The 23,779-nt window shown below is 73.5% G+C and carries 21 protein-coding genes; 12 read left to right on the top strand and 9 right to left on the bottom strand.

The window, feature by feature from the left end; all coding sequences use genetic code 11:
- The first annotated feature begins 97 nt into the window (after nt 1–97).
- The 6 genes from FE374_RS19520 to FE374_RS08125 all read left to right on the top strand — a co-directional run bounded on the left by FE374_RS19520 (nt 98) and on the right by FE374_RS08125 (nt 6,654).
- The gene (locus FE374_RS19520) at nt 98–2,428 is read left to right on the top strand and encodes a DNA/RNA non-specific endonuclease (protein WP_223173671.1); all 2,331 of its coding nucleotides are present in this window, start codon (nt 98–100) and stop codon (nt 2,426–2,428) included.
- Nucleotides 2,429–2,449: 21 nt separating this feature from the next.
- The gene (locus FE374_RS08105; protein WP_139928076.1) at nt 2,450–3,697 is read left to right on the top strand and encodes a zinc metalloprotease; all 1,248 of its coding nucleotides are present in this window, start codon (nt 2,450–2,452) and stop codon (nt 3,695–3,697) included.
- A 7-nt stretch (nt 3,698–3,704) separates the two neighbouring features.
- Nucleotides 3,705–3,995, top strand: coding sequence for a hypothetical protein (locus tag FE374_RS08110; protein ID WP_139928078.1), 291 nt, complete (start codon nt 3,705–3,707; stop codon nt 3,993–3,995).
- Nucleotides 3,992–5,362, top strand: a complete 1,371-nt coding sequence (locus FE374_RS08115) for a M28 family metallopeptidase (protein ID WP_223173672.1) — start codon at nt 3,992–3,994, stop codon at nt 5,360–5,362. The genes FE374_RS08110 and FE374_RS08115 overlap by 4 nt, the downstream gene beginning before the upstream one ends.
- A gap of 10 nt (nt 5,363–5,372) precedes the next feature.
- Entirely contained in the window at nt 5,373–5,750 is a 378-nt protein-coding gene (locus tag FE374_RS08120) for an RNA-binding S4 domain-containing protein (protein WP_139928080.1), read from the top strand.
- Nucleotides 5,751–5,862: 112 nt separating this feature from the next.
- Nucleotides 5,863–6,654: an alpha/beta fold hydrolase gene (locus FE374_RS08125; RefSeq protein ID WP_139928082.1), complete on the top strand. Its 792-nt coding sequence runs from the start codon at nt 5,863–5,865 to the stop codon at nt 6,652–6,654.
- Nucleotides 6,655–6,702: 48 nt separating this feature from the next.
- On the opposite strand, the gene FE374_RS08130 is transcribed toward FE374_RS08125, so the two are convergent.
- The 6 genes from FE374_RS08130 to FE374_RS08160 all read right to left on the bottom strand — a co-directional run bounded on the left by FE374_RS08130 (nt 6,703) and on the right by FE374_RS08160 (nt 13,899).
- A complete protein-coding gene (locus tag FE374_RS08130) occupies nt 6,703–7,626 on the bottom strand; it encodes a S1C family serine protease (RefSeq protein WP_223173673.1) in 924 nt (307 codons plus the stop codon).
- Between the two features lie 63 nt (nt 7,627–7,689).
- Nucleotides 7,690–7,971: a hypothetical protein gene (locus FE374_RS08135; protein ID WP_230977545.1), complete on the bottom strand. Its 282-nt coding sequence runs from the start codon at nt 7,969–7,971 to the stop codon at nt 7,690–7,692.
- A 444-nt stretch (nt 7,972–8,415) separates the two neighbouring features.
- Nucleotides 8,416–9,579 (bottom strand): imidazolonepropionase, encoded by a 1,164-nt coding sequence (gene hutI / locus FE374_RS08145; RefSeq protein WP_139928086.1) that lies wholly within the window; start codon nt 9,577–9,579, stop codon nt 8,416–8,418.
- Nucleotides 9,576–11,246 carry a urocanate hydratase gene (hutU, locus tag FE374_RS08150; protein ID WP_139928088.1) on the bottom strand — a complete coding sequence of 557 codons (1,671 nt, stop codon included), beginning with the start codon at nt 11,244–11,246 and terminating at the stop codon, nt 9,576–9,578. Before hutU ends, hutI begins: the two co-directional genes overlap by 4 nt.
- Nucleotides 11,247–11,287: 41 nt before the next feature.
- Nucleotides 11,288–12,877, bottom strand: a complete 1,590-nt coding sequence (gene hutH / locus FE374_RS08155) for a histidine ammonia-lyase (RefSeq protein ID WP_139931466.1) — start codon at nt 12,875–12,877, stop codon at nt 11,288–11,290.
- Nucleotides 12,878–12,966: 89 nt separating this feature from the next.
- Nucleotides 12,967–13,899 (bottom strand): arginase family protein, encoded by a 933-nt coding sequence (locus FE374_RS08160; protein WP_139928090.1) that lies wholly within the window; start codon nt 13,897–13,899, stop codon nt 12,967–12,969.
- Between the two features lie 278 nt (nt 13,900–14,177).
- On the opposite strand from FE374_RS08160, the gene FE374_RS08165 reads away from it, so the two are divergent.
- From FE374_RS08165 to FE374_RS19140, 3 genes are all read left to right on the top strand, one after another.
- On the top strand, nt 14,178–15,809 hold the full coding sequence (locus FE374_RS08165; protein WP_139928093.1) for a LuxR C-terminal-related transcriptional regulator: 1,632 nt from the start codon (nt 14,178–14,180) through the stop codon (nt 15,807–15,809).
- Nucleotides 15,810–16,046: 237 nt separating this feature from the next.
- Entirely contained in the window at nt 16,047–17,171 is a 1,125-nt protein-coding gene (locus FE374_RS08170; RefSeq protein ID WP_139931467.1) for a flavin-containing monooxygenase, read from the top strand.
- A gap of 124 nt (nt 17,172–17,295) precedes the next feature.
- On the top strand, nt 17,296–17,661 hold the full coding sequence (locus FE374_RS19140) for a methyltransferase family protein (protein WP_168205627.1): 366 nt from the start codon (nt 17,296–17,298) through the stop codon (nt 17,659–17,661).
- Here the strand turns inward: FE374_RS19140 and FE374_RS20290 are convergent.
- Together FE374_RS20290 and FE374_RS08180 are read right to left on the bottom strand one after the other, a co-directional pair.
- Nucleotides 17,645–18,199 carry a DUF6191 domain-containing protein gene (locus FE374_RS20290; RefSeq protein WP_407925321.1) on the bottom strand — a complete coding sequence of 185 codons (555 nt, stop codon included), beginning with the start codon at nt 18,197–18,199 and terminating at the stop codon, nt 17,645–17,647. The genes FE374_RS19140 and FE374_RS20290 overlap by 17 nt on opposite strands.
- Nucleotides 18,103–20,271 (bottom strand): HNH endonuclease signature motif containing protein, encoded by a 2,169-nt coding sequence (locus tag FE374_RS08180; protein WP_139928097.1) that lies wholly within the window; start codon nt 20,269–20,271, stop codon nt 18,103–18,105. Before FE374_RS08180 ends, FE374_RS20290 begins: the two co-directional genes overlap by 97 nt.
- Before the next feature lie 159 nt (nt 20,272–20,430).
- Here FE374_RS08180 and FE374_RS08185 point away from each other — a divergent pair, with 159 nt between their 5' ends.
- From FE374_RS08185 to FE374_RS08195, 3 genes are all read left to right on the top strand, one after another.
- Nucleotides 20,431–20,895, top strand: coding sequence for a TlpA family protein disulfide reductase (locus tag FE374_RS08185; protein WP_139928099.1), 465 nt, complete (start codon nt 20,431–20,433; stop codon nt 20,893–20,895).
- Nucleotides 20,892–21,344: a DUF4395 domain-containing protein gene (locus FE374_RS08190; RefSeq protein WP_139928101.1), complete on the top strand. Its 453-nt coding sequence runs from the start codon at nt 20,892–20,894 to the stop codon at nt 21,342–21,344. Before FE374_RS08185 ends, FE374_RS08190 begins: the two co-directional genes overlap by 4 nt.
- 189 nt (nt 21,345–21,533) lie before the next feature.
- Nucleotides 21,534–22,205 carry a hypothetical protein gene (locus tag FE374_RS08195; protein ID WP_139928103.1) on the top strand — a complete coding sequence of 224 codons (672 nt, stop codon included), beginning with the start codon at nt 21,534–21,536 and terminating at the stop codon, nt 22,203–22,205.
- A 20-nt stretch (nt 22,206–22,225) separates the two neighbouring features.
- Here FE374_RS08195 and FE374_RS08200 read toward each other — a convergent pair whose 3' ends face one another.
- The gene (locus FE374_RS08200; RefSeq protein ID WP_139928106.1) at nt 22,226–23,743 is read right to left on the bottom strand and encodes a M1 family metallopeptidase; all 1,518 of its coding nucleotides are present in this window, start codon (nt 23,741–23,743) and stop codon (nt 22,226–22,228) included.
- Between the last annotated feature and the right edge of the window lie 36 nt (nt 23,744–23,779).

Genomic DNA, 23,779 nt, shown 5'->3' on the forward strand with positions numbered 1-23,779 from the left:
TGTCAGCCTGCCGGACGCCATCCGGGTGCGTTGTCCGTAATGCCCAGGTCACGTCGGCGCGCCTACCGTGCTGGTGAGAACCACGTGAGGATCGGTCATGGTCGCAGTCCAGCCACCGGACGCCACGCGCCAGCGGCCCGACGACCACCTGCCCGACGACCACCAGACCGGTGGCGCGGCCGGCGACGTCGACGAGACCTACCAGCGCGAGCTCGCTGCCCAGCGGGCCGCCGCCCGCGAGCGGGTGGACGAGCGCGCCCCCGAGCGGCAGGAGCACGAGGAGGCGCTGCAACAGGCCGGCGGCCTCGCCCAGGCGGACGACCCCGTGCGTATCGCGAAGCGGCTGGACCGCCTCAGCCGCTACTACACCGGCGGGGATCCCGCCGAGTCACCGGCCGACGTCCAGCCCGAGGTTCTCGTCGCGGCGGCGGTCGAGCGCGCCCGCGACATGGTCGAGCCGGACGAGGCGCACGCGGTAGAGACGTCGACCCTGCTCCTCGAGAAGATCATCAACACCGCCGACTTCGTGGGCGTGCGGTATCTCGACGCGGGCGTGATCGCGGCACACGCGATCGGCCGGGTGAACATCCGGGACGTGCGCGGCACGGTCCGCGGGTACGGCACCGGATTCCTCGTCAGCCCGTCGCTGCTGATCACCAACCACCACGTGCTGCCCGACGCGCCGACCGCGCGCAGCAGTGTCATCGAGTTCGACTACCAGGACGGCGTGGACGGGCGACCGCTGGCCCCGCAGGTCTTCCCGCTGGACCCCGCACGCTTCTTCGTGGCGGACCGCGGGCTCGACTTCGCCCTGGTCGCGGTCGGCGCTCCGACCGGGGTCCTCGCGCAGTTCGGGTTCAACCGGCTCACCGCGGCCCAGGGCACAATCATCATCGGCGAGTTCGTCACGATCGTGCAGCACCCGCGCGGCGAGAAGAAGCAGGTGGCGCTGCGGGAGAACCAGATCGTCGACATCCCGGAGCTCGTGGTCCACTACGCGGCGGACACCGAACCGGGCTCCTCGGGGTCGCCCGTGTTCAACGACCAGTGGGAGGTGGTGGCCCTCCACCACGCCTCCGTCCCGGCGCCGACGCGTGACGACCTCGGCGGGTTCGTCAACGAGGGCATCCGGATCAGCCGGATCCTCAACTTCCTCGCCGCGCGCGTGGATCAGCTGCCGCCGGAGTGGCGCCCGCTCCTCGACGAGATGTTCCAGCCGCCCGAGGTGGCCCGCCCGGTGGTCATGGCTCCCGGTACCGTCCCCGCCGCTGTGGCGGCGGCCGCGGCGGCCGCGGCGGTGCCGGCGTCGGTGCCTCCTGCACGCCCCCAGCTCGGTGGCCCGGCCGTTGCCGGAGAGGTCGACGACGGCATGTGGGCCCTCCCCGCGGACGGGGCCTGGACCGCCCGACCGGACCGGGACGGCGCGGTCCACGTGCGGGTCCCGGTCGACGTGACCTTCCGGGTCGGCACGCCGGGCCTGGCCGTTCCCGGGCCCGGGCTCGCACCCGCGGCCGCCGGCGGCGCCCCACCTACCGCCGTCGGCGGAACCGGAGCCCCCGCCGACGGCGGCGCGCCCGCGGCGGGGGAGGCGATCTCTATCGACCCGGACTACTCCACCCGCTCCGGGTACGACCGCGCCTTCCTCACCGTCCCCCTCCCGCTGCCCGGCCGCGGCCCGGACCTGTCCGCCGTCGCCTCCGACGAGCTGCGCTACCACCACTTCAGCGTCGTCATGCACCGGCCCCGGCGGCTGGCCCTGTTCACCGCCGTCAACATCGACGGCAAGCAGTCCGAGCAGATCCGCCGCGAGAGCGACAAGTGGATACGCGACCCCCGACTGCCCGCCGAGGACCAGACCGGCGAGGACGTCTACCGGGACAACCCGCTGGACCGCGGCCACCTGGTACGCCGGCTCGACCCGGCCTGGGGGCCGGTGGCCAAGGCCGCCAACGACGACACCTTCCACTTCACGAACTGCACCCCGCAGCACCACGAGTTCAACGCCGGCCAGACGCTGTGGCTGGGCCTGGAGGACTACGTCCTGCGCCACGCCGACAACCTCGACCTCAGGGTCACCGTGGTCACCGGCCCGTTGCTCGACCCGGGCGACCCGCGCTACCGCGGGGTCGCGCTGCCGCGCCAGTTCTGGAAGGTCGTCGCCATGGTCACCGGTGCGGGGCGGCTCTCGGCCACCGGCTACCTGCTCAGCCAGGCGGCCTTCCTCGACGACCTCGGCCCCGAGGAGTTCTCCTTCGGCGCCTACCGAACCTTCCAGGTGCCCGTGACCCGCCTCGCCCGGCTGACGGGGCTCGACCTTGCCGCGTTCGCCGCCGGCGACCCGCTCGGCGCGCTGGAGACCACGCCGTTGCCGCGCGAGCTCATCCGCCTCGACGACATCGTCCTGGACCTGCCCGCCCGCCCCACCTGAACCTCCCAAGGAGCGACCGCCATGACCACGACCGATCTTCCCGCCGCACAGCCCACCCGCCGCAGCTGCGCGGTCATGGACGTCCACCGGCGGCTGCTGACCGAGTCGGAGTCCTACCGGGTCGCCCGCACGCGGATCGAGAACCTCACCATCGAGCTCGAGCGCCTGGAGGCGGACCGCGGCGTCGCCCGGATCCCCGTCGTCGTCCACGTGGTGGCCCGGACCCCGGCGGAGGACATCACCGCCGAGCAGGTGCACAGCCAGATCGACGTGCTCAACCGCGACTTCCGGGCCACCAACCCGGACACGGCCGACGTGCCGGCACCGTTCCAGGGGTTGGTGGCAGACCCGCAGATCGAGTTCCACCTCGCCACCACCGACCCGGCCGGCAACCCCACCGACGGCATCACCCGCACCTCGACCACCGTGAACGGCTTCGGGGCCGACGACCAGGTGAAGTTCACGGCCCGTGGCGGCCAGGACGCCTGGCCCGCCGACCGGTATCTCAACGTGTGGGTGTGCCAGCTCGGTGGCGGGCTGCTCGGGTACGCCCAGTTCCCGGGTGGGCCGCCGGAGACCGACGGCGTGGTCATCCTGCAATCGGCGTTCGGGACCACCGGCACCGCGCGGGCACCCTTCGACCTCGGCCGCACCGCGACCCACGAGATCGGCCACTACCTCAACCTCTTCCATATCTGGGGCGACGACGGCACAGGCTGCCGCGGCTCGGACGAGGTCGACGACACGCCCAACGCCGGCGGACCGAACTACGGCCGCCCGGCGTTCCCGCACGTCACCTGTTCCAACGGGCCGCACGGCGATTTGTTCATGGACTACATGGACTACGTGGACGACGCCGCGATGGTCATGTTCAGCTCAGGGCAGGTGGCGCGGATGTCCGCCTGCCTGACCGGGGTGCGTACCTCGCTGTGGGCGGGCGAGCCCGTACCCACGCCGCCAGGAACACCGGCCCCGGGCGGCCCCGGGGCCGGCCCGGCGCCCGAGCCGCCGGCTGGTGGGGCGCCCGAGCCGCCGGGTGGCGGCACCGAACCCGCCCCCGCGCCGGGCACCGTGGCAGTGCCCGGTCGCGTCGACGGCGCCGGTACCCCGATCGTCGTCGCCGGCCCGGGCACGCTCGACGTCTTCGCCGTCGGCCCGGACCAGATGCTTTACCACAAGCGGTGGGTCGACGGCGGATGGCAGCCCTCGCAGACCGGCTGGGAGTCCCTGGGACGCGCGGGCGGTGACGGTGGCTCCCCCCGACAGTGACCCCCCGGTGACCGGGCGCTGGGGGCACTCCTTCGAGGAGGACCACGACGGCATCGAGGTCTACCGGCCCGCCGGGTACGACTTCCCCCGCGCTCGCGGACGGGCCGGGATCGAGCTGCGAGCGGACGGCACCTTCGTGGAGTGGGCGGTAGGCCCGGGCGACGCCCCCGAGCCGCACGAAGGACGCTGGGACGCCGACCCGTCCGGCACCCGGCTCGAGGTCGCCGGGCCCGGCGGGGACGATCAGGTCCTCACGATCCTCACCGCCGAGCCGGACAGGCTGGAGCTCCGCCGGTGAGCCGCGTCGCCTGGACGGTGCTCCCGGTCGACGACCCGGCGGCACGGACGGCCAGGGCAGCGCGCTCGGGCCCCGCCGGGCGCACCGGTCCTCCCGCGGCCGGCGGCCACGACCCCTTGCTGCACTGGACACGGCTGGGGGACTCCGTCGTCCTCTTCGCGGAGGGACCGGATCCGGTGCACCGGGCGGCGGGGCCGGGAGCCGCAGTGCGTGACGCCGGTGGCCTGAACCTCGTCATCCAGGTAGGCCGAGCGTTCCAACGGGCGCATCCCGAGGTCTCCGTGCTGCTCGATCGTGGGCGGCATCTTGTGGTCGATGCCGCCCATCTTGTGGTCGACGCTGCCGGGACCCACGCCGGGGAGGGCCTCGACTGGGTGGTGCGTCCCTTGCCGCGGGACGAGGTCGTCGTGGACCGGCCGACGCCGTCGGCTCGCGGCGCGGACCCTGCGCTGGGCGAGCTGCTCGCCCTGCTCTCCCAGCCGTCCTACGAGGAGACGCTGCACGTGGTGACGGCGCCGCCGACCCGTCACTCCCTGGACCCCGGGTTCGTCATCGCCGCCGAGACTGCGGCCGCGGTGCTGCAGGCGCTGGGCTATGTCGTCGTGCGTGAGCCGATCATCGTGGGTGCCGGGCACAGCGAGAACGTCGTCGCCGACCTGGCCGGGACGGCGGAGGCCCCACGTGGCCTCGTCGTGGTGAGCGCCCACCTGGACTCCGTCAACCACGCCGACGGGCCGGACGCCCCCGCACCGGGTGCGGATGACAACGCCAGCGGCGCCGCCGGCCTGCTCGAGCTGGCGCGGGCGCTCGTGACGCGCCGGTGGCCCCACGACCTGCGGCTGATCCTCTTCGGCGGGGAGGAGCAGGGCCTGTTCGGGAGCAAAGCGCATGTCGCCGCGCTCGACGAGGCCGACCGCGGCCGGGTCCGGGCGGTGCTGAACATGGACATGATCGCGCGGTTGAACACGCCCGCACCGGGGGTGCTCCTGGAGGGGGCCGAGGTATCCCGGACACTGGTCGACGAGCTCGCCGCGGCCGCCGCCACGTGGACGTCGCTGGCGGTCTCGACGTCGTTGCATCCCTACGCCAGCGACCACGTCCCGTTCATCGACGCCGGCATCCCCGCGGTGCTCACCATCGAGGGCAACGACACCGCCAACGACGACGTCCACACCGCCCGCGACACCCTGGCCACGCTGTACCCGCCGCTCGCCCTGGAGATCCTGCGGATGAATCTGGCGGTGCTGGCCACGTACCTCGAGGCCGACGGCGGCGCGGACGGTGCGGTGCCGGCGCGGACGGCGCCGACCCCGCCTCCCACGGCGATCAGCCCGGCGCACCCGCCTGAGACCACGTCACCGTCGTAGGGTCGGTGGCGTGGCAGTCGAGGAGCCGTCGTCGGTGCGCGTGGACAGCTGGGTGTGGGCGGTGCGCCTGTTCAAGAGCCGCTCCCAGGCGACGGCGGCCTGCCGTGCGGGGCACGTGCGGGTCAACGACGAGCGTGCCAAGCCGTCGACGCCCGTGAAGGTCGGTGACCGGGTGGTCGTCCGCGGCGGGGAACGCGAGCGGATCGTCGTCGTGCGTCGTCTGCTGGTCAAGCGGGTGGGTGCCGTCGTCGCCGCCGAGGCGCTGACCGACCACAGCCCGCCGCCCCCGCCGGTCGAGGTCCGTGCCGCGGTGCCGCAGCGCGAGCGCGGTGCCGGGCGGCCCACCAAGCGTGAGCGCCGGCAGCTCGAACGGCTCCGCGGCCACTGAGCGCCCGGCCCGGCAGCAGCTTGTGCCCCGTCGACCACCGGGCCCTCGTGGGCTCATTCCCTCGTGCGCCCGTCCGCTCGTGGGCCCGTCCGCGCCGGACCATCATCGACCCATGATTTTGCGGGCCCGGCTGGGCACCGGAGTCACTTTGACGTGCGCCGACCTCGGCGACCGCGCCGGGATCCCGGTCCTCCTCCTGCACGCCTGGGGCGAGTCGCGGGGCGTCTTCGACCGCGTCGTCCCGCTCCTCCCGCCGGCCCTCCGTCTCCTCGTCCCGGACCAGCGAGGGCATGGCGAGGCCGACAAGCCGGCGGACGGCTATGCGCTGAGCAGCCTCGCCGCGGATGCCGCGGCGCTGCTCGACGCCGTCGGCGTGCCGGCCGCGGTGGTGGTGGGCAGCTCGAGCGGAGGCTACGTCGCCCAGCAGCTCGCGCTGGAGCATCCGGACCGTGTCAGTGGGCTCGTGCTCGTCGGGGCACCGCGCAGCCTGCACACCCGACCGGCGTTCGCCGACGAGGTGGACCGGCTCACGGAGCCCGTCGGTGAGGCCTGGGTGCGGGCATCCCTCGCGTGGTTCCCGACGTTCGACCCGATCCCGGACGACTACCTGGTGGAGCGGGTCGCCGACGGCGCACGTATACCCGCACACGTCTGGCGGGAGGCGCTCGCGGGTCTGCTGGACGCCGTGCCGCCGACCGAGGCCGGCGCGATCACCGCTCCGACCCTCGTCATTTGGGGAGACCTGGACGAGATCCTTCCCCGGCGGGAGCAGGAGGCCCTCACGGCCGCCATACCGGGCGCACGGTTGACCGTCTACGAGGAGACAGGGCATCTGGTCCTGTGGGAGGCCCCGGAGCGGGTCGCCGCGGACCTCGCGCGATTTATCGCGTCCATCGGCCGGTGAGCCCGCGCACGGGATTGGCCTCGACCGACCGAGTGACGTGCGCGCGACTCATGGCACCAGCTCCGCCAGCGTGGCGACGACGTCCACGAGCGCGCCGCGCCGGTAGACCGTCACCGGGAACGAGCGGCCCACCGCGGTGCCGAGCATGAGGCGCTGCAGGTCCTGCGCCGTCGTCACGGGTGTGGCGCCGGAGGCGATGACCATGTCCCCCAGGAAGACGCCCGCCGCGGCGGCCGGACTGCCCGGGACCACCTCGGCCACGTGCAGCCCGGTGCGCCGGCCGAGCCGCTCGCCCAGGGCCGGCGGGATCGCCATGGTCACCCCGCCGATGCCCAGCCACGCGCGGCGCACACGCCCCGTGCTGATCAGCTCGGTGAGGATGCGGCGGGTGGTGGAGTTGACCGGGACGGCCAACCCCAGCCCGATGCCCGCGACCGCCGTGTTCACGCCCACCACGGTGGCGGTGGAGTCGGCGAGCGCGCCGCCGCTGTTGCCCGGGTTCAACGCCGCGTCGGTCTGGATGACGTCGTCGATGGAGTGGGCGCCGTGGACCGTGCGCACGGGCAGGGAGCGTCCCAGCGCGCTGACCACCCCGGCGGTGACGGACCCGGCGAACCCCAGGGGGTTGCCGACGGCGACGACGAGCTGACCGACGCGGAGGTGGTCGGCGTCGCCGAGCGTCGCGGGTGGGGCGAGGTGGCTGCGGGTGCGCAGCACGGCGAGGTCGGAGAGGCGGTCGGCGCCGAGGACGTCGAAGGGGGCCTCGTCGCCGTCGGCCGCGACCACCCCACCGCCGCGCACGCCTTCGACCACGTGCGCACTGGTCAGCAGGAGCCCGTCGTCGGTGAAGGCGACGGCGGAGCCCGCGCCGCTGCCCCGGCGTGAGCGCACCAGCACGGACAGGACCGAGGGCTGCAGCGTAGCCGCGACCGAGGTGACCACCTCGGAGTAGGCGTCGAGCGGATCGACCATGAAGGCGGCAACGCCTGAGCCGGGCGCCGGCATACCGCGGTTCGCCGCAGGCGGACAACGGACCTACGGCGTCCAGCCGAACAGGCTCTCCCCGCCGATCATCACGACGAACCACACGGCGACCGCCACCACCGGCAGCAGCAGCACGAGGAAGGGATGACGGCGGAACCAGAGAATCCCGAGGAGGAACAGCGCCAGCCACACCACCACGAGAAGGGCGACGGCCCAGTACGGAGCCATCAGCCCGGAGGCCAGGTAGAACGGCAGCAGCACCAGCATGAGGACCAGGCCCGCCACCGCGGCGACATGACCCGCGATGCTGCCGCCCGCTTCGTTGCGCGCCATGGCGTCAGGGTAGGGGAGCGTGGGCGCGCCCGAGCCTCGTATCGGGCCGCCGGCCGTGCATCGGGTCGGTGGGCCGGTGGGCGCCTGCCGGTCGCGCGCTGCACAGTTCTGCGGATGCCGTGCCGGCGGGTCGAGCGGTTCACCCCATGTGCGTCGGGGCGCTCGCGGCCTAGCGTCGCGGCCATGGACGTCCAGGTCGCGGCGGGCGCGGTCTCCACAGTGATCTTCGGGGCAAGCATGCTTCCGATGCTCACCAAGGCGGCGCGCACCAAGGACCTCGGCTCCTACAGCCTCGGCAACGTGGTGCTGGTCAACGCGGGCAACGTCGTCCACACCCTGTACGTGCTCTCCCTGCCGCTCGGGCCGGTGTGGGCGCTGCACGGTTTCTACGTGCTCAGCCAGGCGCTGATGCTGGTGTGGTGCCTGGGCTACCGCCGCTCCCGCTCACTCGGGCAGGTCGAGCGCGCGGGCCAGGGGCACACCGGGCCGGTAGGCGAGATGGACGAAGGACGGCGCGTCGAGGATCGTCAGGTCGGCCCGCGCCCCGGGGCCCAGGCGGCCGACGTCGTCGCGGCGCAGCGCCCGCGCCCCGCCCGCCGTCGCCGCCCAGACCGCCTCGGCCGGTGTCATCCGCAGCTCCCGCACGCCGAGCGCCACACAAAAGGGCATCGAGCTGGTGTAGGAGGTACCGGGGTTGCAGTCGGTCGCCAGCGCGACGGTGACTCCCGCGTCGAGCAGCCGGCGGGCGTCGGGGTAGGGGTGCCGGGTGGAGAACTCGACGCCCGGCAGGAGCGTGGCGACCGTCTCGCCGTCGGCGAGGGCGGCGACGTCCGCATCGGTCAGGTACGTGCAGTGGTCGGCGCTCGCGGCACCGAGCTCCACGGCGAGGAGCACCCCCGGGCCGGGCGCGAGCTGACCGGCGTGCACCCGCAGGCCCAGCCCGGCCCGCGCACCGGCGGAGAGCACGGCGCGGGCGGCGTCACCGTCGAAGGCGTGCGGGGAGGCCGGCTCGCAGAACACGTCGATCCACCGGGCGTGCGGGGCGCACGCGGTGAGCATCGCCCCGGTCACCAGGTCCACGTACTCGTGCGTGCGGCCCGCGAACTCGGGTGGCACCGCGTGGGCGCCGAGGAAGGTGGTCTCCTCGGTGACCTCGGCCGCCAGGCGCAGCGCCCGCGCCTCCTCGGCCGTGGTGAGCCCGTAGCCGCTCTTGATCTCCACCGTGGTGGTGCCCTGCGCGCGCATCTCCGCCAACCGGGTGCGCAGCCGGGCCCGCAACGCCGAGTCGCCGGCCGCGCGGGTGGCGCGCACGGTGTCGAGGATCCCGCCGCCGTCGTACGGGACGCCGGCGGCCCGGGCGGTGAACTCCGCGGCACGGTCACCGGCGAAGACCAGGTGCGTGTGGGAGTCCACGAAGCCGGGCACGACGGCGCGGCCCGCCACGTCGAGGCGCGCGTCTGCCGCCGGGGCCCGGGCGGCGGCGCCCACCCAGGCGACCCTTCCGCCGTCGACCACCACCGCCGCGTCCTCGACGATGCCGAGCGGTCCCGGTCCCAGAGCCGGGTCGTTGGTGACCAGCTCGCCGATGCCGGTGACCAGCGTGCTCACCGGTGCCCGCCGGTGCCTTCGCGCATGGGCACCCGCAGGCCGGTGGCGCCGGCCACCTCCGCCGCCCTGTCGTAGCCCGCGTCGACGTGGCGCAGCACCCCGGTGGCGGGGTCGTTGGTCAGCACGCGGCGCAGCTTCTGCTCGGCCAGATCGGTGCCATCGGCCACGCACACCTGCCCGGCGTGGATCGACCGGCCGATGCCCACCCCGCCACCGTGGTGGATCGAGACCCAGGTGGCACCGGAGGAGGCGGCCACGAGGGCGTTGAGCAGCGGCCAGTCGGCGATGGCGTCGGAGCCGTCGGCCATCGACTCCGTCTCCCGGTAGGGCGAGGCGACCGACCCGGCGTCGAGGTGGTCCCGGCCGATGACCACCGGCGCCGCGAGGCGGCCGTCGGCGACCATCTCGTTGAACCGCACGCCGGCGGCGTCCCGGTCGCCGTACCCGAGCCAACAGATCCGGGCGGGCAGCCCCTGGAACGCGACGTGCTCGCCGGCGGCGCGGATCCACCGGGCGAGGTGGTCGTCGTCGGGGAAGAGGTCGAGCACCGCCCGGTCGGTGGCCGCGATGTCCGCGGGGTCCCCGGACAGTGCCGCCCAGCGGAACGGACCCTTGCCCGCGCAGAACAGTGGCCGGATGTAGGCGGGCACGAACCCGGGAACGTCGAAGGCACGCTCGCAGCCGCCGGCCACGGCCTCGGCCCGGATGGAGTTGCCGTAGTCGAACACCGCGGCACCGCCGTCCAGGAAGCCCACCATCGCCTCGACGTGCCGCGCCATCGACTCCCGGGCCCGGTCGGTGAACTCCTCGGGCTTGCGGGCGGCGTAGTCGTGCCACTCCTCGAGCGCGACGCCCTCCGGCAGGTAGGCGAGGGGGTCGTGCGCGGACGTCTGGTCGGTGACGACGTCCACCTCCACCCCGCGGCGGAGCAGCTCGGGCAGCACCGTCGCGGCGTTGCCCACCAGCCCCACGCTGACCGCCCGCCGGTCGCGGCGCGCCGCCTCCAGGTCGGCGACGGCGTCGTCCAGGCTCTCGGCGACGGCGCCCAGGTACCCCCCGGCGACCCTTCTGCGGAGCCGGGCGGGGTCGACGTCGACCACCAGGCACGCGCCGCCGTTGAGGGTGACCGCCAGTGGTTGCGCGCCACCCATCCCGCCGCAGCCTGCGGTCACGGTCAGCGTGCCGGCCAGGGTGCCGCCGAAGTGTTGCGCAGCGACGGCGGCGAAGGTCTCGTACGTGCCCTGCAGGATGCCCTGGGTGCCGATGTAGATCCACGAGCCCGCGGTCATCTGCCCGTACATGGTCAGACCGAGGGCCTCGAGGCGGCGGAACTCCGGCCAGGTGGCCCACTGGGGCACGAGGTTGGCGTTGGCGAGGAGGACCCGGGGTGCCCACGGGTGGGTGCGCAGCACGCCGACCGGGCGGCCGGACTGGACGAGCATCGTCTCGTCGTCCGCCAGGGTGGTCAGGGTGGCGACCATCGCGTCGAAGCTGGCCCAGTCCCGCGCGGCGCGGCCGGTGCCCCCGTAGACGACCAGGTCCTCGGGCCGTTCCGCGACCTCCGGGTCGAGGTTGTTCATCAGCATGCGCAGCGGGGCTTCCGTCTGCCAGCTACGCGCCGTCAGGGTGGTGCCGCGCGGGGCGCGGACCGGCTGGGATCCTTCCACGGCGTCCTCCTCTCCTCGTTGGCGCCGGGGTGTCCGGCTGGTCAGGCGAGCTCGCCCGCCACCTTTTCCGCGGCGGCCAGCACGACGCCGTCGCGTACGGCAGCGACGACGGCGGCGAGCTGCGGGGCGAGCGGGGCGTCCGGTCCGGGGCCGGGCACGCCGGCGCCGCGCAGGGCGTCCCGCACGGCCGCGGTGGCCGGGGCCGGTGCCAGCGGGGCGCGCAGGTCGAGCGCCCGGGCGGCAGTCAGGAGCTCGACGGCGAGCACCTGCGCCAGGCCGTCGAGCGCGCGGCGCAGCTTGCGGGTGGCGGCCCAGCCCATCGAGACGTGGTCCTCCTGCATCGCCGAGGAGGGGATGGTGTCGACCGACGCCGGGACGGCGAGCCGTTTGAGCTCGGCGACGATCCCGGCGGCGGTGTACTGGGCGATCATCAGGCCGGAGTCGACGCCGGGGTCGTGGGCGAGGAAGGGCGGCAGGCCGTGGCTGCGGGCCGGGTCGAGGAACCGGTCGGTGCGGCGCTCGGACATGGCGGCGACGTCGGCGACCGCGATGGCCAGGAAGTCGGCGGCGTAACCGAGCGGCGCACCGTGGAAGTTGCCGTTGGAGGCCACCCGACCGTCGGTGGTGACCACCGGGTTGTCGATGGCGGCGGCGAGCTCGTGGCCGGCGACCACTTCGGTGTGGGCGAGGGTGTCGCGCGCGGCGCCGTGCACCTGCGGGACGCAGCGCAGCGAGTAGGCGTCCTGGACCTGCGGGCAGTCGGGGCCGCGGTGGCTGGCCATGATCGCGGACCCGGCCACGAGCGTGCGGAGGTTGCGTGCAGCGGCCGCCTGGCCGGGGTGGGGGCGCAGCGCGACGAGATCCTCGGCATAGGCGGCATCGGTGCCCAGCAGTGCTTCGACGCTCATGGCGGCCGCGATGTCCGCGGTGCGCAGCAGCAGGTGCAGGTCCGCCTCGGCCAGCACCAGCATGCCGAGCATGCCGTCGGTGCCGTTGATGAGGGCCAGCCCCTCCTTCTCGGCGAGCACGACCGGCGTCAGCCCCGCGGTGGCGAGGGCCTCGGCGGCCGGGCGCAGCGCGCCGCCGCCGTCGCGGACGTCGCCCTCTCCGGTCAGGGCCAGGGCCACGTGGGCGAGCGGGGCGAGGTCGCCGGAGCAGCCCAGGGAGCCGTGCTCCGGCACCACCGGGGTGAGGCCGGCGGAGAGCAGGGCGGCGTAGGCCTCGGCGGTGGTCCGGCGCACCCCGGTGCGGCCGGTGGCCAGGGTGGACAGGCGCAGGAGCATCATCGCCCGCACCACTTCCCGCTCCACCTCGGCGCCGGAGCCGGCGGCGTGGGAGCGCACGAGGCTGCGCTGGAGCCGGGCGCGGTCGGCGGGTGGGATGTGCCGGACGGCGAGGGCGCCGAAGCCGGTGGAGACGCCGTAGTGGGGCTGGTCGTCGTCGGCCAGGGCCTCCACGAAGGCACGACCGGAGTCGAGCGCGGCCAGCGCCTCCTCGGTCAGGCGCACCGCGGCACCCCCGCGGGCGACCGCGACGACGTCGGCCGGGGTCGGTGCCCCGGGCCCGACGGCGACCGCCCCCGCCGCGCCGGCTCCTTTCGTCCCCGGCGCCCCGGCTCCGTCCGTGACCACGCTGTCCACGGGCACATCACACCGCGTTCGTGGCGTTGTGGCCAGTGCGGGCGGGGTGCGGGGGCGCACGCCGGCTGCCGCCGTGGGGTCTACTCGCCGGTGGGGCGGGTCGCGAGCCCGGCGAGCACCTCCAGGACGCACAGGGCGACGAGCCGGACCGTGCGGCCATCGGGTGCGTCCGCCGTCGCGTCCACCTCGGTGAGGTCCACCGACCGCACGGCGGGGTGGGCGCCGGCGGTGCGGGCGGCGGCCCGCAGCTCATGTGACGCAAGGCCGCCGGGCAGGGCGGCGGGGCAGGCGGGCGCGACGGCCCGGTCGCAGACGTCGACGTCGAGGTCGACATGGACGCCGCCACCGCCCGACGCGGCCCGGTCCAGGGCCTGGGCCATCACGGCCGCCATCGGGCGCCGGTGGAGCTCGTCGCGGTGGACCACCGTGATGCCGGCCGCCTCTGCCCGTTCGGCGTAGGCGGGCGAGTTCGCGAAGTCGGCGATGCCGACCTGGACCACCCGGTGCCCGTCGAGGCCAGCGGCGATCAGGCGCCGCACCGGTGAACCGTTGGAGACGCCGTCGCGCAGGTCGTGGTGCGCGTCCACGGTCACCAGCCCCGCGGTGCCGAGGCCGGGGCCCAGGGCACCGAGCGCCGCGGGGACGGTGGCGGCGTTGTCACCGCCGAGGACGACCACCACTCGAGCACTGGCGGCCGCAGCGGCGACGGCGGCAAGGGCGCGGTTCTCGCCGTCGGCGCCGTCGGGCTCGGTGACGTCGCCGGCGTCGGCGCAGCGCAGGGGGAGCAGGTCGACGGCCGAGCCCGTGCCCCCGGCGGCGACAAACGGTGCGTACAGGCGCAGCGCCTCCCGCACGGCGGCCGGGGTGGCTGCGGCGCCGGTGGGGGACAGGGACGTGCGCCAGGTCGGGATACCGAGGAGCACCAGGTCGGCGCCCGCCGCACCGAGCTCGTCCAGTGGCGGCCAGCCGCCGGCACGCGGCCACAGCGGGTCCGCGTGCAGCGTCCGGCTCATGGTCGGCACCGTAGCCCGCGAACGCGCTGGTCGCCCGCGATCGCGTACGGCGTCAGGCCACCCACGGCCTGGCGTACGACGCCAACCCCGGGGTATCGCCGGGGGTTACGTTCCGGGGGCATCGCCGTCGTCGGACCGCAGCAGGCGTCCAGGGGCCCTGCCGACCTTGTGCCGCCCGTCGTGAGCTCGTTCGGTGGGCGGAGTAGCCTCGTCAGCACGGCGCCTCGGGACTGCCCGCGGGTGGGCTGCTCGCTCCCGGTGCGCGCCGGGGAGGGGCCATGGCCGACGCCGAGCTGGTGGACCGCGGCAGGGTGGCGTTCTCCCGCGCTCGGTGGGCCGAGGCCTACGACCAGCTCGCAGCGGCCGATCGCGACGGGCAGATCGCGGCCGCGGACCTTGCGCGGCTGGCCACCGCGACGGTGCTGCTCGGCGAGGAGGCCAAGGGTTGCGACACGCTGGGTCGCGCCTACCACGCCTACCTCGATGCGGGGAACGCCGAGGGGGCGGCCAGCTGCGCATTCTGGGCCGGGATGCTGCTGCTCAGCCACGGGCACCCCGAGCAGGGCGCCGGATGGATCGCGAAGGCGCGCCGGGCCGCCGACGATGGGCCGGCGGATGGCGTGGTCCACGGCTACCTCAGCCTGCCGTCCGCGATCCAGGCCTTGCGCGCCCGTGACTTCCCACGCGCGCTCGAGGGGTACTCCGCGGCGCTGGAGGTGGGGGAGCGCTGGCACGATCTCGACCTCGTGGCACTTGCCAGGCTCGGGCTGGGCAGCACCCGCGTCGGCCTCGGCGAGGTGACGGCCGGCAACGCCCTGCTCGACGAGGTCATGGCTGGTGTCACCGCCGGTGAGATCTCACAGATCCCGGCAGGGATCGTCTACTGCACCGTTATCCACGTGTGCCGGGAGTGCTATGACCTCAGGCGCGCTCGTGAGTGGACGGCCGCGTTGACCCGCTGGTGCGAGCAGCAGCCCGACCTGGTGCCCTTCCGCGGGGAGTGTCTGGCCAACCGCGCCTACGTCATGATGACGCAAGGGGACTGGGCAGATGCGCTGGCCGAGGCGGACCGGGCCGTCGAGCGCCTCTCCGACCCGCCGGGCCAGCCGGAGCTGGGCTGGGCGATCTATCACCGGGCGGAGATCCTCCGCGTGCTCGGCGAGGACGTGGATGCCGAGGAGGCCTACCGGCGGGCAAACCAGCTCGGCTGGGACCCGCAGCCCGGCCTTGCGCTGCTGCGGGCACGGCAAGGCCGCACCGAGGAGGCCGTGACGGCCGTGCGGCGCGCTCTTGATGCCGCCGGCCAGGGGCCGGTGCGGGGTGTGGTATTGCCCGCCGTCGTCGAGGTCACCCTGGCGGCCGGCGACGTCACGGCTGCCCGGCAGGCAGTGGATGAGCTGGCCGAGATCGCGGGGCGGCTGGACAGCACCTGGCTCTCCGCGGTGGCTGCCCAGGCGGTCGGCGCCGTGCAGCTCGCCGAAGGCGCCGCCGACGGCGCGCGGGGCACGCTCCGTCGCGCGTGGACCACCTGGCGTGAGCTCGGCGTGCCGTACGAGGCGGCTCGCACCCGGGTGCTGATGGGCCAGGCCTACCGGGCACTCGGGGACGAGGAAGCCGCTCAGCTCGAGCTCGACGCGGCGCGCTGGACGTTCAGCCAGCTGGGCGCCCGGTCCGATCTCACTGCGGTCGAGGCCCTGGCGCGCCGTACCGCAGGGACGGGCCGGCTGACCGCTCGGGAGGTCGAGGTCGTGCGGCTGGTGGCGACCGGGCGGACGAACCGCGCGATCGCCACCGAACTCTTTCTCAGCGAGAAGACGGTGGCGCGCCACCTCAGCAACATCTTCACCAAGCTGGACCTGCCCTCGCGCGCTGCGGCCACGGCGTACGCGTACGAGCATCACCTCGTGTAGGCGGATGGGCGCGGAGCGCTGCTGCTCGGTGGTGGCCTCGCTGGTGGCACTGCGCGCTGCGCCGTCCGGAGCCGGTCTCCACGGGGAGGGCCGTCTCCCCAGCACCGTCGACGAGGTCCCGTGGGCAGAACTGCCCATGGTGTCCGGCGCCCCATTTGGGTAGGCCGCCCGACGCCCACGAGGTGGACGGTCCCTAGCGTCGTCGGTGAGGGCCCCGGGCGGGGGCCGGAGGGGACCATCATGAGCGAGCACTTTGACACCGTCGTCATCGGCGCAGGACAGGCGGGCCTGGCCACCGGGTACCACCTCACCCGGCAGGGCGCGGACGTCGTCATCCTTGAGTCCCGAGCCCGAGTGGGCGACGTGTGGCGGGAGCGATACGACTCCCTCCAGCTCTACTCGCCCGCGATCGGTGACGGGTTGCCGGGCATGGCGTTCCCGGCGCCCCGGTTCAGCTACCCCACGGGCACGCAGATGGCCGACTTCATCGAGTCCTACGCGCAGTCGATGGCCCTGCCAGTTCGCACGGGCGTCTTCGTGGAACGGGTTCGTGCCCGGACCGACGGCGGCTACCTCGTCGACACCGCGGACGGTCAGCAGCTTGCGGCGGACCAGGTCGTGGTAACCACGGGAGGTCACCATCGACCGTTCGTTCCCGCGTTTGCGGGCGACTTGGACCCGGACATCGTGCAGATCCATTCCGCCGGGTACCGCAACGCGAGTCAGTTGCAGGACGGACCGGTGCTGGTGGTCGGCGCCAGCCACTCCGGCGCCGACCTGGCGTTGGAGGTGGCTAGCGCCCACCAGACCCATCTGTCCGGCCGCATCCACGGCGAGATCCCGTACACGCTCGGGCGTCCCTCGGGGTACCTGGCCACCTTGTTCATCCCGTTCGTCTTCAAGCACGGGCTTACGCTCAGGACGCCGATCGGACGGCGGCTGGCCCCCAGCGTCCGTCAAGGAGGTGGCCCGCTCATCCGGGTCAAGCGTGCTCATCTGAAAGCCGCGGGCGTGGAGCTGATCGAAGCCCGCACGGTCGGGGTGCAGGACGGGTTGCCGGTGCTGGACGACGGACGCGTCCTCGACGTGCGCAACGTGCTGTGGTGCACGGGCTACCGAGAGGACTACCGGTGGGTCGAGCCGGCGCCGTTGGACGAGGACGGGTTCCCGCGCAGCTACCGGGGCGTCGTCGACGATGCGCCTGGCTTGTACTTCGTGGGACTTCCGTTCCAATACGCCTTCGCCTCCATGCTCATCCTCGGCGTGGGGCGGGACAGCGCCTATGTGGCCCGGCATATCTCGTCACACCGTCGGTCGCGGCAAGGTACGGGCGCCGGTGCATTGCGGGCTGGTCAGGTGTGAGTTGACCGGGGCGACGGTCTCCGTCGGGCGTGCTCGGCGGGCCGCGAGCAACGTGCCGGTGCCGGAAGCGTTCGTGATAGCGCCTATCGCGGCGTGGGTCGCAGGGCGGGCTATACCTCTCCGGGTGCCAGGGCCCCGCCTGGTGTCGATCCTGGGCACCGCGCTGGAGGTCGCCGGAAGCTCGATGATCGCGTGGGCGTGGCTCGCGGCCCGAGATGTGTATCTGATCGAGCCCGGTCGGCTGCTCACCGATGGCGTCTACGGGCGCGTGCGGCACCCGATGTATGTCGGCTGGGCCCTGCTCTACCTTGGCGGCGCCCTGACCTCCCGGAATGGATGGGCGCTGGCGGTCTTGCCGGTGGCCGTGAGGATCGTGCACCACGAGGTCCTGCGTGAGGAAAGGGCTCTAGTCGAGCGTTTCGGCACGACCTACGAGAAGTACCAGGACCGCGTGCCGCGGTACGGGCTGTGGGTCATGCCTCGGGGGTGACCGGGGGGTTGGGTGTTCGTGCCGGTTTGGTTTCTGGTTTTCGTGCGGGTTTGGTTTGTGGGTAGGCGATGCCGGCGTCGAGGTCGATGCCGAAGGGTGGGGCGCCGTCGCCGGGTCGTTCGATCTCGAGGCGTTGGCGTTCGCGTTCGTCGGTCAGGTGTTTGAGTCCGGGGCGAACATCGAGAAGACCTCGTCGAACACGGCCTGATCCTAGGAGCGGTAGCCGGGCGGCGGGGTGGGGACCGCGGGGCTGGGTGTGGATGGACGGTGGGGCGGGGTGTGGATGGACGGTGGGGCGGGGTGTGGATGGACGGTGGGGCGGGGTGTGGATGGACGGTGGGGCGGGGGGTGCGGAGGCCGGGCCTGCGCGGCTGCTGATCGACCGCCGCGGGAACGGTGTCGGGAGAATCCCGACCCGGGGGCCGTGGCCCCGGGTCGGTGTTAGTAGGGCGGGTCGTCGTCGCTGGGTGGGGGGAGGCGTTTGCCGAGGGGTTTGGGCGGTGGTCGGATGTAGGTGTGCCCGGTCAGGGCGGTCCAGATGATGTTGCCGGTGGTCTCCTCGCGGGTGGCGGTCCACCATTTGTTGGTCTTGAGGTTGTGGTGGCGCCGGCACAGGGCCTGCAGGCGGATCTTGGTGGTCTGCTCGATCAGCTCGGCGATCGCGGGGTCGTAGGACGCGATGTGGTCCAGGTCGGCCTTCCACGCGGGTTGGCGGCAGCCGGGGAAGGTGCATTGGATGTCGCGGGCGATGACCTGGCGGGTCAGGTCCGCGCCGGGGCGGTACTTCTTCGACCCCAGGGCGCGGAAGCAGCCGGTGGCGTCGGTGAACAGGCCACGCCAGGTGCCGTCCTGGGCGATCTCGCGGGCGAGGTCGGCGGGGATGGGGCCGTACCCGCCGAGCTGGGCGGGTTCGTCGTCCAGGCCCAGGAGGGTGGGGGCGGCGATGGTGACCTGGATCTGGGGTTTGACCCCGTGGTAGGTGGGGAGCTCGTGGCCGTCGAGGTCGACGCCGCGGGTGAGCACGGTGGTGAACAAGTCGGTGAAAACGTCGGCGCGGCGTTGGTCCAGGGTGCGGGTGTCGAGGTCGTTGGGCCCCTTGGCCGCGTGGGCGAGGGCGTCGAGACAGATCCGGGTGGCCCCGGCCTGGTCGGCGCGGATGAACGCCGAGACCCACGCCATGTTCTCCGGGGCGGGCTCGAACCGCACATGGCGGTCGGCGAAAGCCTTCTCCCGGCGTTTGGTCGCGGCGTCGACACCACCGGCATCCACCGCCGCCAAACGCAGAAGATCACGCAGCTGCGACCCGGTCAGGTCCTCCACCCCCAACGTCACCGCCACCGCCTCCGCACCCTCCACGTCGGCATCGACATCGGCATCGGCGTCCGCGGCTTCGGCGTTTGCGTCAGCGTCCGCGTCCGCGTCCGCGTCCGCGTCGGCGTCGGCGTCGGCGGTGTCCGTGTCCGTGTCCGTGTCGATGGCGTCGCCGTCTGTGACCGCATCCGCCTGTGTGGCGTCCTGGTCAGGGGTGGCGGTGGTGTCGGCGGTGTCCGAATCCGGCTGGTCGCCGCCGCCACCTGCGCCGTCGCCGGCGCCGGCACCGGCGGTGTCGGTGTCGGTGGTGGGGTGGTCGGGGTGGAGGTGGGTGCGGATCGGCACGCCGAGGATGTCGGCGACGACCTTGCGGTGGTCGGCCACGGACAGCCCGTCCTCACGGTTGAGGAGCACGTCGGCCTTGCGTTTGTCGATCCGGCCGGTGGTCAGGGCGTCGGCGACCTCGGGGAACAGGTCCAGCCCGGCAGCGAAGTGGACCTTGGCCTGCCCGGCGTAACCGGTGATGCCCAGCCGGGCGGAGATCTCCGCGCCGGCACTGGTCAGGGCCAGGGAGGTCGGGCCCCGCCGGTCGGTCAGCTCACGCACCGCGCGGGCCTGGACGGCCATCGCCCACGACGCCAACCGCTCCGCGCCGGCGATCGCCTCGACGATCGTGGCGTCGTCCGCGTCACCGACGCACATCCCGCCCAGCACCGAGGCCAGCCGCCCACCCGGGGCGAGGCGTTCGAGGAAGACCGCCGGCGCCGACGTCAGCCCGTACCCCGACTCCCACTCCTGCCGGACGCCAGGCCCCTCGTCCCCTTCCGGCTCAAGGTCGTCCGGTGGCGCATCGAGGTCGTCCACGGCGTCAATCACAGGGCCGGTGACCGCCGGCCGGGGGGCGACTGCAGAGCCAACGAGCTCAGCCGGGTCGAGCTCGCCACGCCCGGCCACGTCCCCGCGGCCGGGGTCGAGATCGGCGAAAGGATCGTCCTCCGCGTCGTCGGTGGCCGCGGCGTCGTCGGTGGCCGAGCCGGCGCCGGTGGCCGTAGCGTCGCCGGTGGTGGAGCCGGCGCGGGTGGCCGCGGCGGCGGCGAGCTCCTCGTACCGGTCCCACCACGGCGCGGAAAGCACCAGCTCGGTCATGTCCACGGCGACCTCAGCGGCCGCCGTTCCCAGCGCCGCCTCGGGCACCGACAGGTGCACCATCAACGTGCCGTCGGACTCCACGACGCGGACCGAGGGAAAGGCCAACGCCACCGCGCCGCCCGCCCCGCTCACGCCGTCGTCCTTGACCATGAAACGACGCTATCGGCGACCACTGACATCGACCCGAAAGCCTCTTTGACCTGGGCAATCGGACTGAGAACGGGCCGCTTCGTTGGCGCCAGATCCCGTGATGTGAGACGAGTGCCGCGCTGTCGCCGTGGTGGCCGCTCCGAACCCTAGCCTTCGGTCATGCCGGACATCCTCCTGCGCGCGGCGGTGATCGCCGTGGTCCTCGCTGTGGCCAGCGGCCTGTGGTTGCTGCGGGAGCGCCGCCGTGGCCAGCTGCGCCCGGTCCGCGCCGGCACTGCGGCGGACTCCCTGACGCTCGCCCGTGTTCGTGCCGCCGTCGGCCCGCTACTGGATCCCGGCGCCCGGGCCACGCTCGTCCAGCTCTCCAGCGAGACGTGCACACCCTGCCGGCAAAGCGCGCGCACCTGGTCGAGCCTCACGCCTCACCACCCTGGCGTGAACTTCCTCGAGATCGACGCCGCTGAGCACCTCGACCTCGCCCGGGCGTTCGACGTGCTCCGCACCCCGACCACCCTCGTGTTCGACGCGGCCGGCACAGCCGTCGGCCGCGTCCTCGGACCGCCCACCCCGTCCCAGGCCAGGGAGATCCTGGCCGGCCTCCACCCGATCCCGGAGTACCGATGACCGCCGAAACCACCGCCCGCACGACCGGCATCGACCCCCGCGGACCGCGCTTCGGTGCCGCGGTCACCAGCGTGCTTCTCGTCGTCGTCATCCTCCTCGGGCAGACACCGACCGCCACGATCCTGCTCGTCGTCGTCACCGCGTCTTTCGCGCTGGGAGCGGTACGTGGCACCCAGGGCACCTGGCAGGGCTGGCTCTTCCGGACTCTTGTCCGCCCGCGACTGGCGCCACCGGCCGAGCTCGAGGACCAGGCGCCGCCGCGGTTCGCGCAGCTCGTGGGGCTGGTCGTCACGGGCATCGGTCTCGCCCTGGCGCTGGCCGGTCTCGGGTGGGCCCTGCCGGTGTTCGCCGGTGTCGCACTCGTCGCGGCATTCCTCAACGCGGCCTTCGGCTTCTGCCTCGGCTGCGAGCTGTATGTGGTCGGACGGCGGCTCGTCGCCGCCCGCTGACGGTCAGGGCCGACGGCCAAGACGGCGCTCCATGGCATCTCCTCGTGCAGCTGCAGACGGGACGACGTCCCTGCCCCTCGGCAGCGGTGATCCGCGGTACGTGGACCCGTCCCAAAGGCCTCCCAAGCCGCCCGCCCGTACTTACTCTGGAACGCGACAGCCAACGTCGTCATCGGTCGAGGGGGTGCCGTGACAACTCGTCTCAGGCTCGCCGCGCTGTGCGCGGCAGCGCTCGTGCTGACCGGATGCGGTGCGGTGATCACCAGCCCTGATCAGGTGACGCCGGAGGTGTACGTCGAGCAACCGTCCGTCTCCCCGGCCGCTGCCAAACGTTTCGGCGACGACAAGGCCGAGCAGGCCTATCAGGAGGTCACCACGTTCGCCCTCGAGCAGGCGTTCCCGGAGGCGTTCCTCGACCCCGCCAAGAAGACGTACACCGCGGCGGAGCTGACGGCGGGTGTCGCACCGCATCTGACGCCGACGGCGGCACAGGGCTGGTCCTCGCTCGTGACCTTGGCGCTGGCCGGGGACGCCGACGCCCAGGACTCCCTGCGGATCCTGCAGTTCTACAACGTGGACTTGCCCGGCTCGGAGCTCCCGCCAGACGGTGACGTGCTCGTCCGGCAGCAGATCACCGACGCCACGGTCGACGTCGAGGAGCCGTCCGGCGACAGCCCGGAGCGGCTGCTCGTCTCCTTCAGGCACGAGGCGGTGCTCACTTACGCCGAGGCGGGCCGGCCGTACGAGCTCGACGTCACCAAGACGATGTCCTACTGGCTCTCACCTGCCGGCGCGAACGCCGGTTCGACCTGGCTCATCGCGTCCTACGACGGCTGGATGGACGTCGCCGTCGACAGTTAGCACGGCGGACGCTCGGCGCCTCACCGTTCCAGCGCACCGGCGTCCTTCAGCACCTCGATCACCTCGGGAAGGTCGGCGAAGGCCTCGACGACGTCCTCGGGTGTGGCGACCGAATGCGCGTTGGCGCGAATGTACGAGCGGAGCGCGTCGTCGAACGCATCGGCGCCGACGGCCCGGCGGGCCTCGATGAGGGCGTCCGTGCCGGCCACGTAGACGCCTTGGATGTAGGCGTTGCCGGGCCGGTCGAACTGCTCCGCCCAGAACGACATCGGCCGGCCGACGTCACCCAGCACCAGGCGCGGCACGTCCCCGGACGGCGCCGGGTCCCGGTCCCGGTCGTCGGCCACGACCTGCACGAACGAGGCGAAGGACTCGTCGAGCCACGGGTCACGACCCTGGTTGTTGCCCACGAGACCGTAGAACCACATGTGGGCGACCTCATGGGTGACCAGCCAGCCGTCCCTGCGGGGGTTGGTGTCCCTGAACTGGACGGCCCCGGGAAACTCGACGCCGTCTGCGGTGTCGGGCAGCACGCTGACCCACAGGTCGTCGTACGGCATCGGTCCCAGCAGGGCGCTGACCCTTTCCACGGAGCCCGCCAGTTCCTCCGCCCACCGCTGGGGCGTAGAGCGGATGCCGATGGTCGGTGCACCGACGTGGACCGTCACGTCGCCGACGGTGTACTGGATGACGTCGAGCCGGCCCACCGTCACCGTGACGTCCCGAACCGCGGGAGCGGTGAACCGGTGGATGGTGGTGCCCGGGTCCTCACCGTCCGTGGTGCCGACAAGCTCGCCGGCGCCCAGCACGTCGTACTCCGACGGCGCCGTCACCTCCAGCGACCGCAGCTCGAAGTCCTCACTGGTGGCCGTCTCGCCGGAGACCGGTACGGCGTCGTCCCGCGCCCACCCGACACCCCGCTCCCAGGCGAGCATCGGGTACGCGGATCCAAACCACGCGACCTCGTCCTCGGGCGTGACACCGACCCGCTCGCCGGAGTCCTCACCGAACGTGAGGGTGAAACCGAGGTCGACGTCGATCGGCGTGGCGGCGTCGACGCAGCCCGGCAGCTGCACCTCGATGAGCGTGCCCGGCGATCCCTCCGGCGCCCCCGCCGGGGACACTTCGGCCACGGCCGGCGCCCCGTCCACGCTGACCGCGTCCATCACCAGCGCGTTGCCGGCCGCCGCGATGGAGGGGTTGTTCGGCCACGCCCGGAACACCAGCTCGCACACGTCGAGGTCCGGGGTGAACCGCACCCGCTCCTGCCCGACGGCGGAGCGCAGGTCCGTGGCGACCGTGAAGCTCAGGTCCATCACGGGTCGTGAGGGGTCAGGTGCGGGCCAGGACGCGGCACCGGACGCCGTCGCCTCGGGCCGTTCCTCGCCCGGGCGCACCGGGCCGGACGACCCGTCGGCCCCGCTCCGGCTGGGCGCCCCACTGCCGGACGCCCCGCCGCCGGGCGCGTCCGTTCCCGTGCACGCCGAGAGCGCCAGCAGCGCCGTGACGACGGCGGCCGAGAGCGTTCGGCGCCTCATCGCGCCAACGTTAGCGATCACGTCCCACATGCACCG

This window comes from Georgenia yuyongxinii, assembly GCF_006352065.1.
In the GTDB taxonomy this organism is placed as follows: Bacteria; Actinomycetota; Actinomycetes; order Actinomycetales; family Actinomycetaceae; genus Georgenia; species Georgenia yuyongxinii.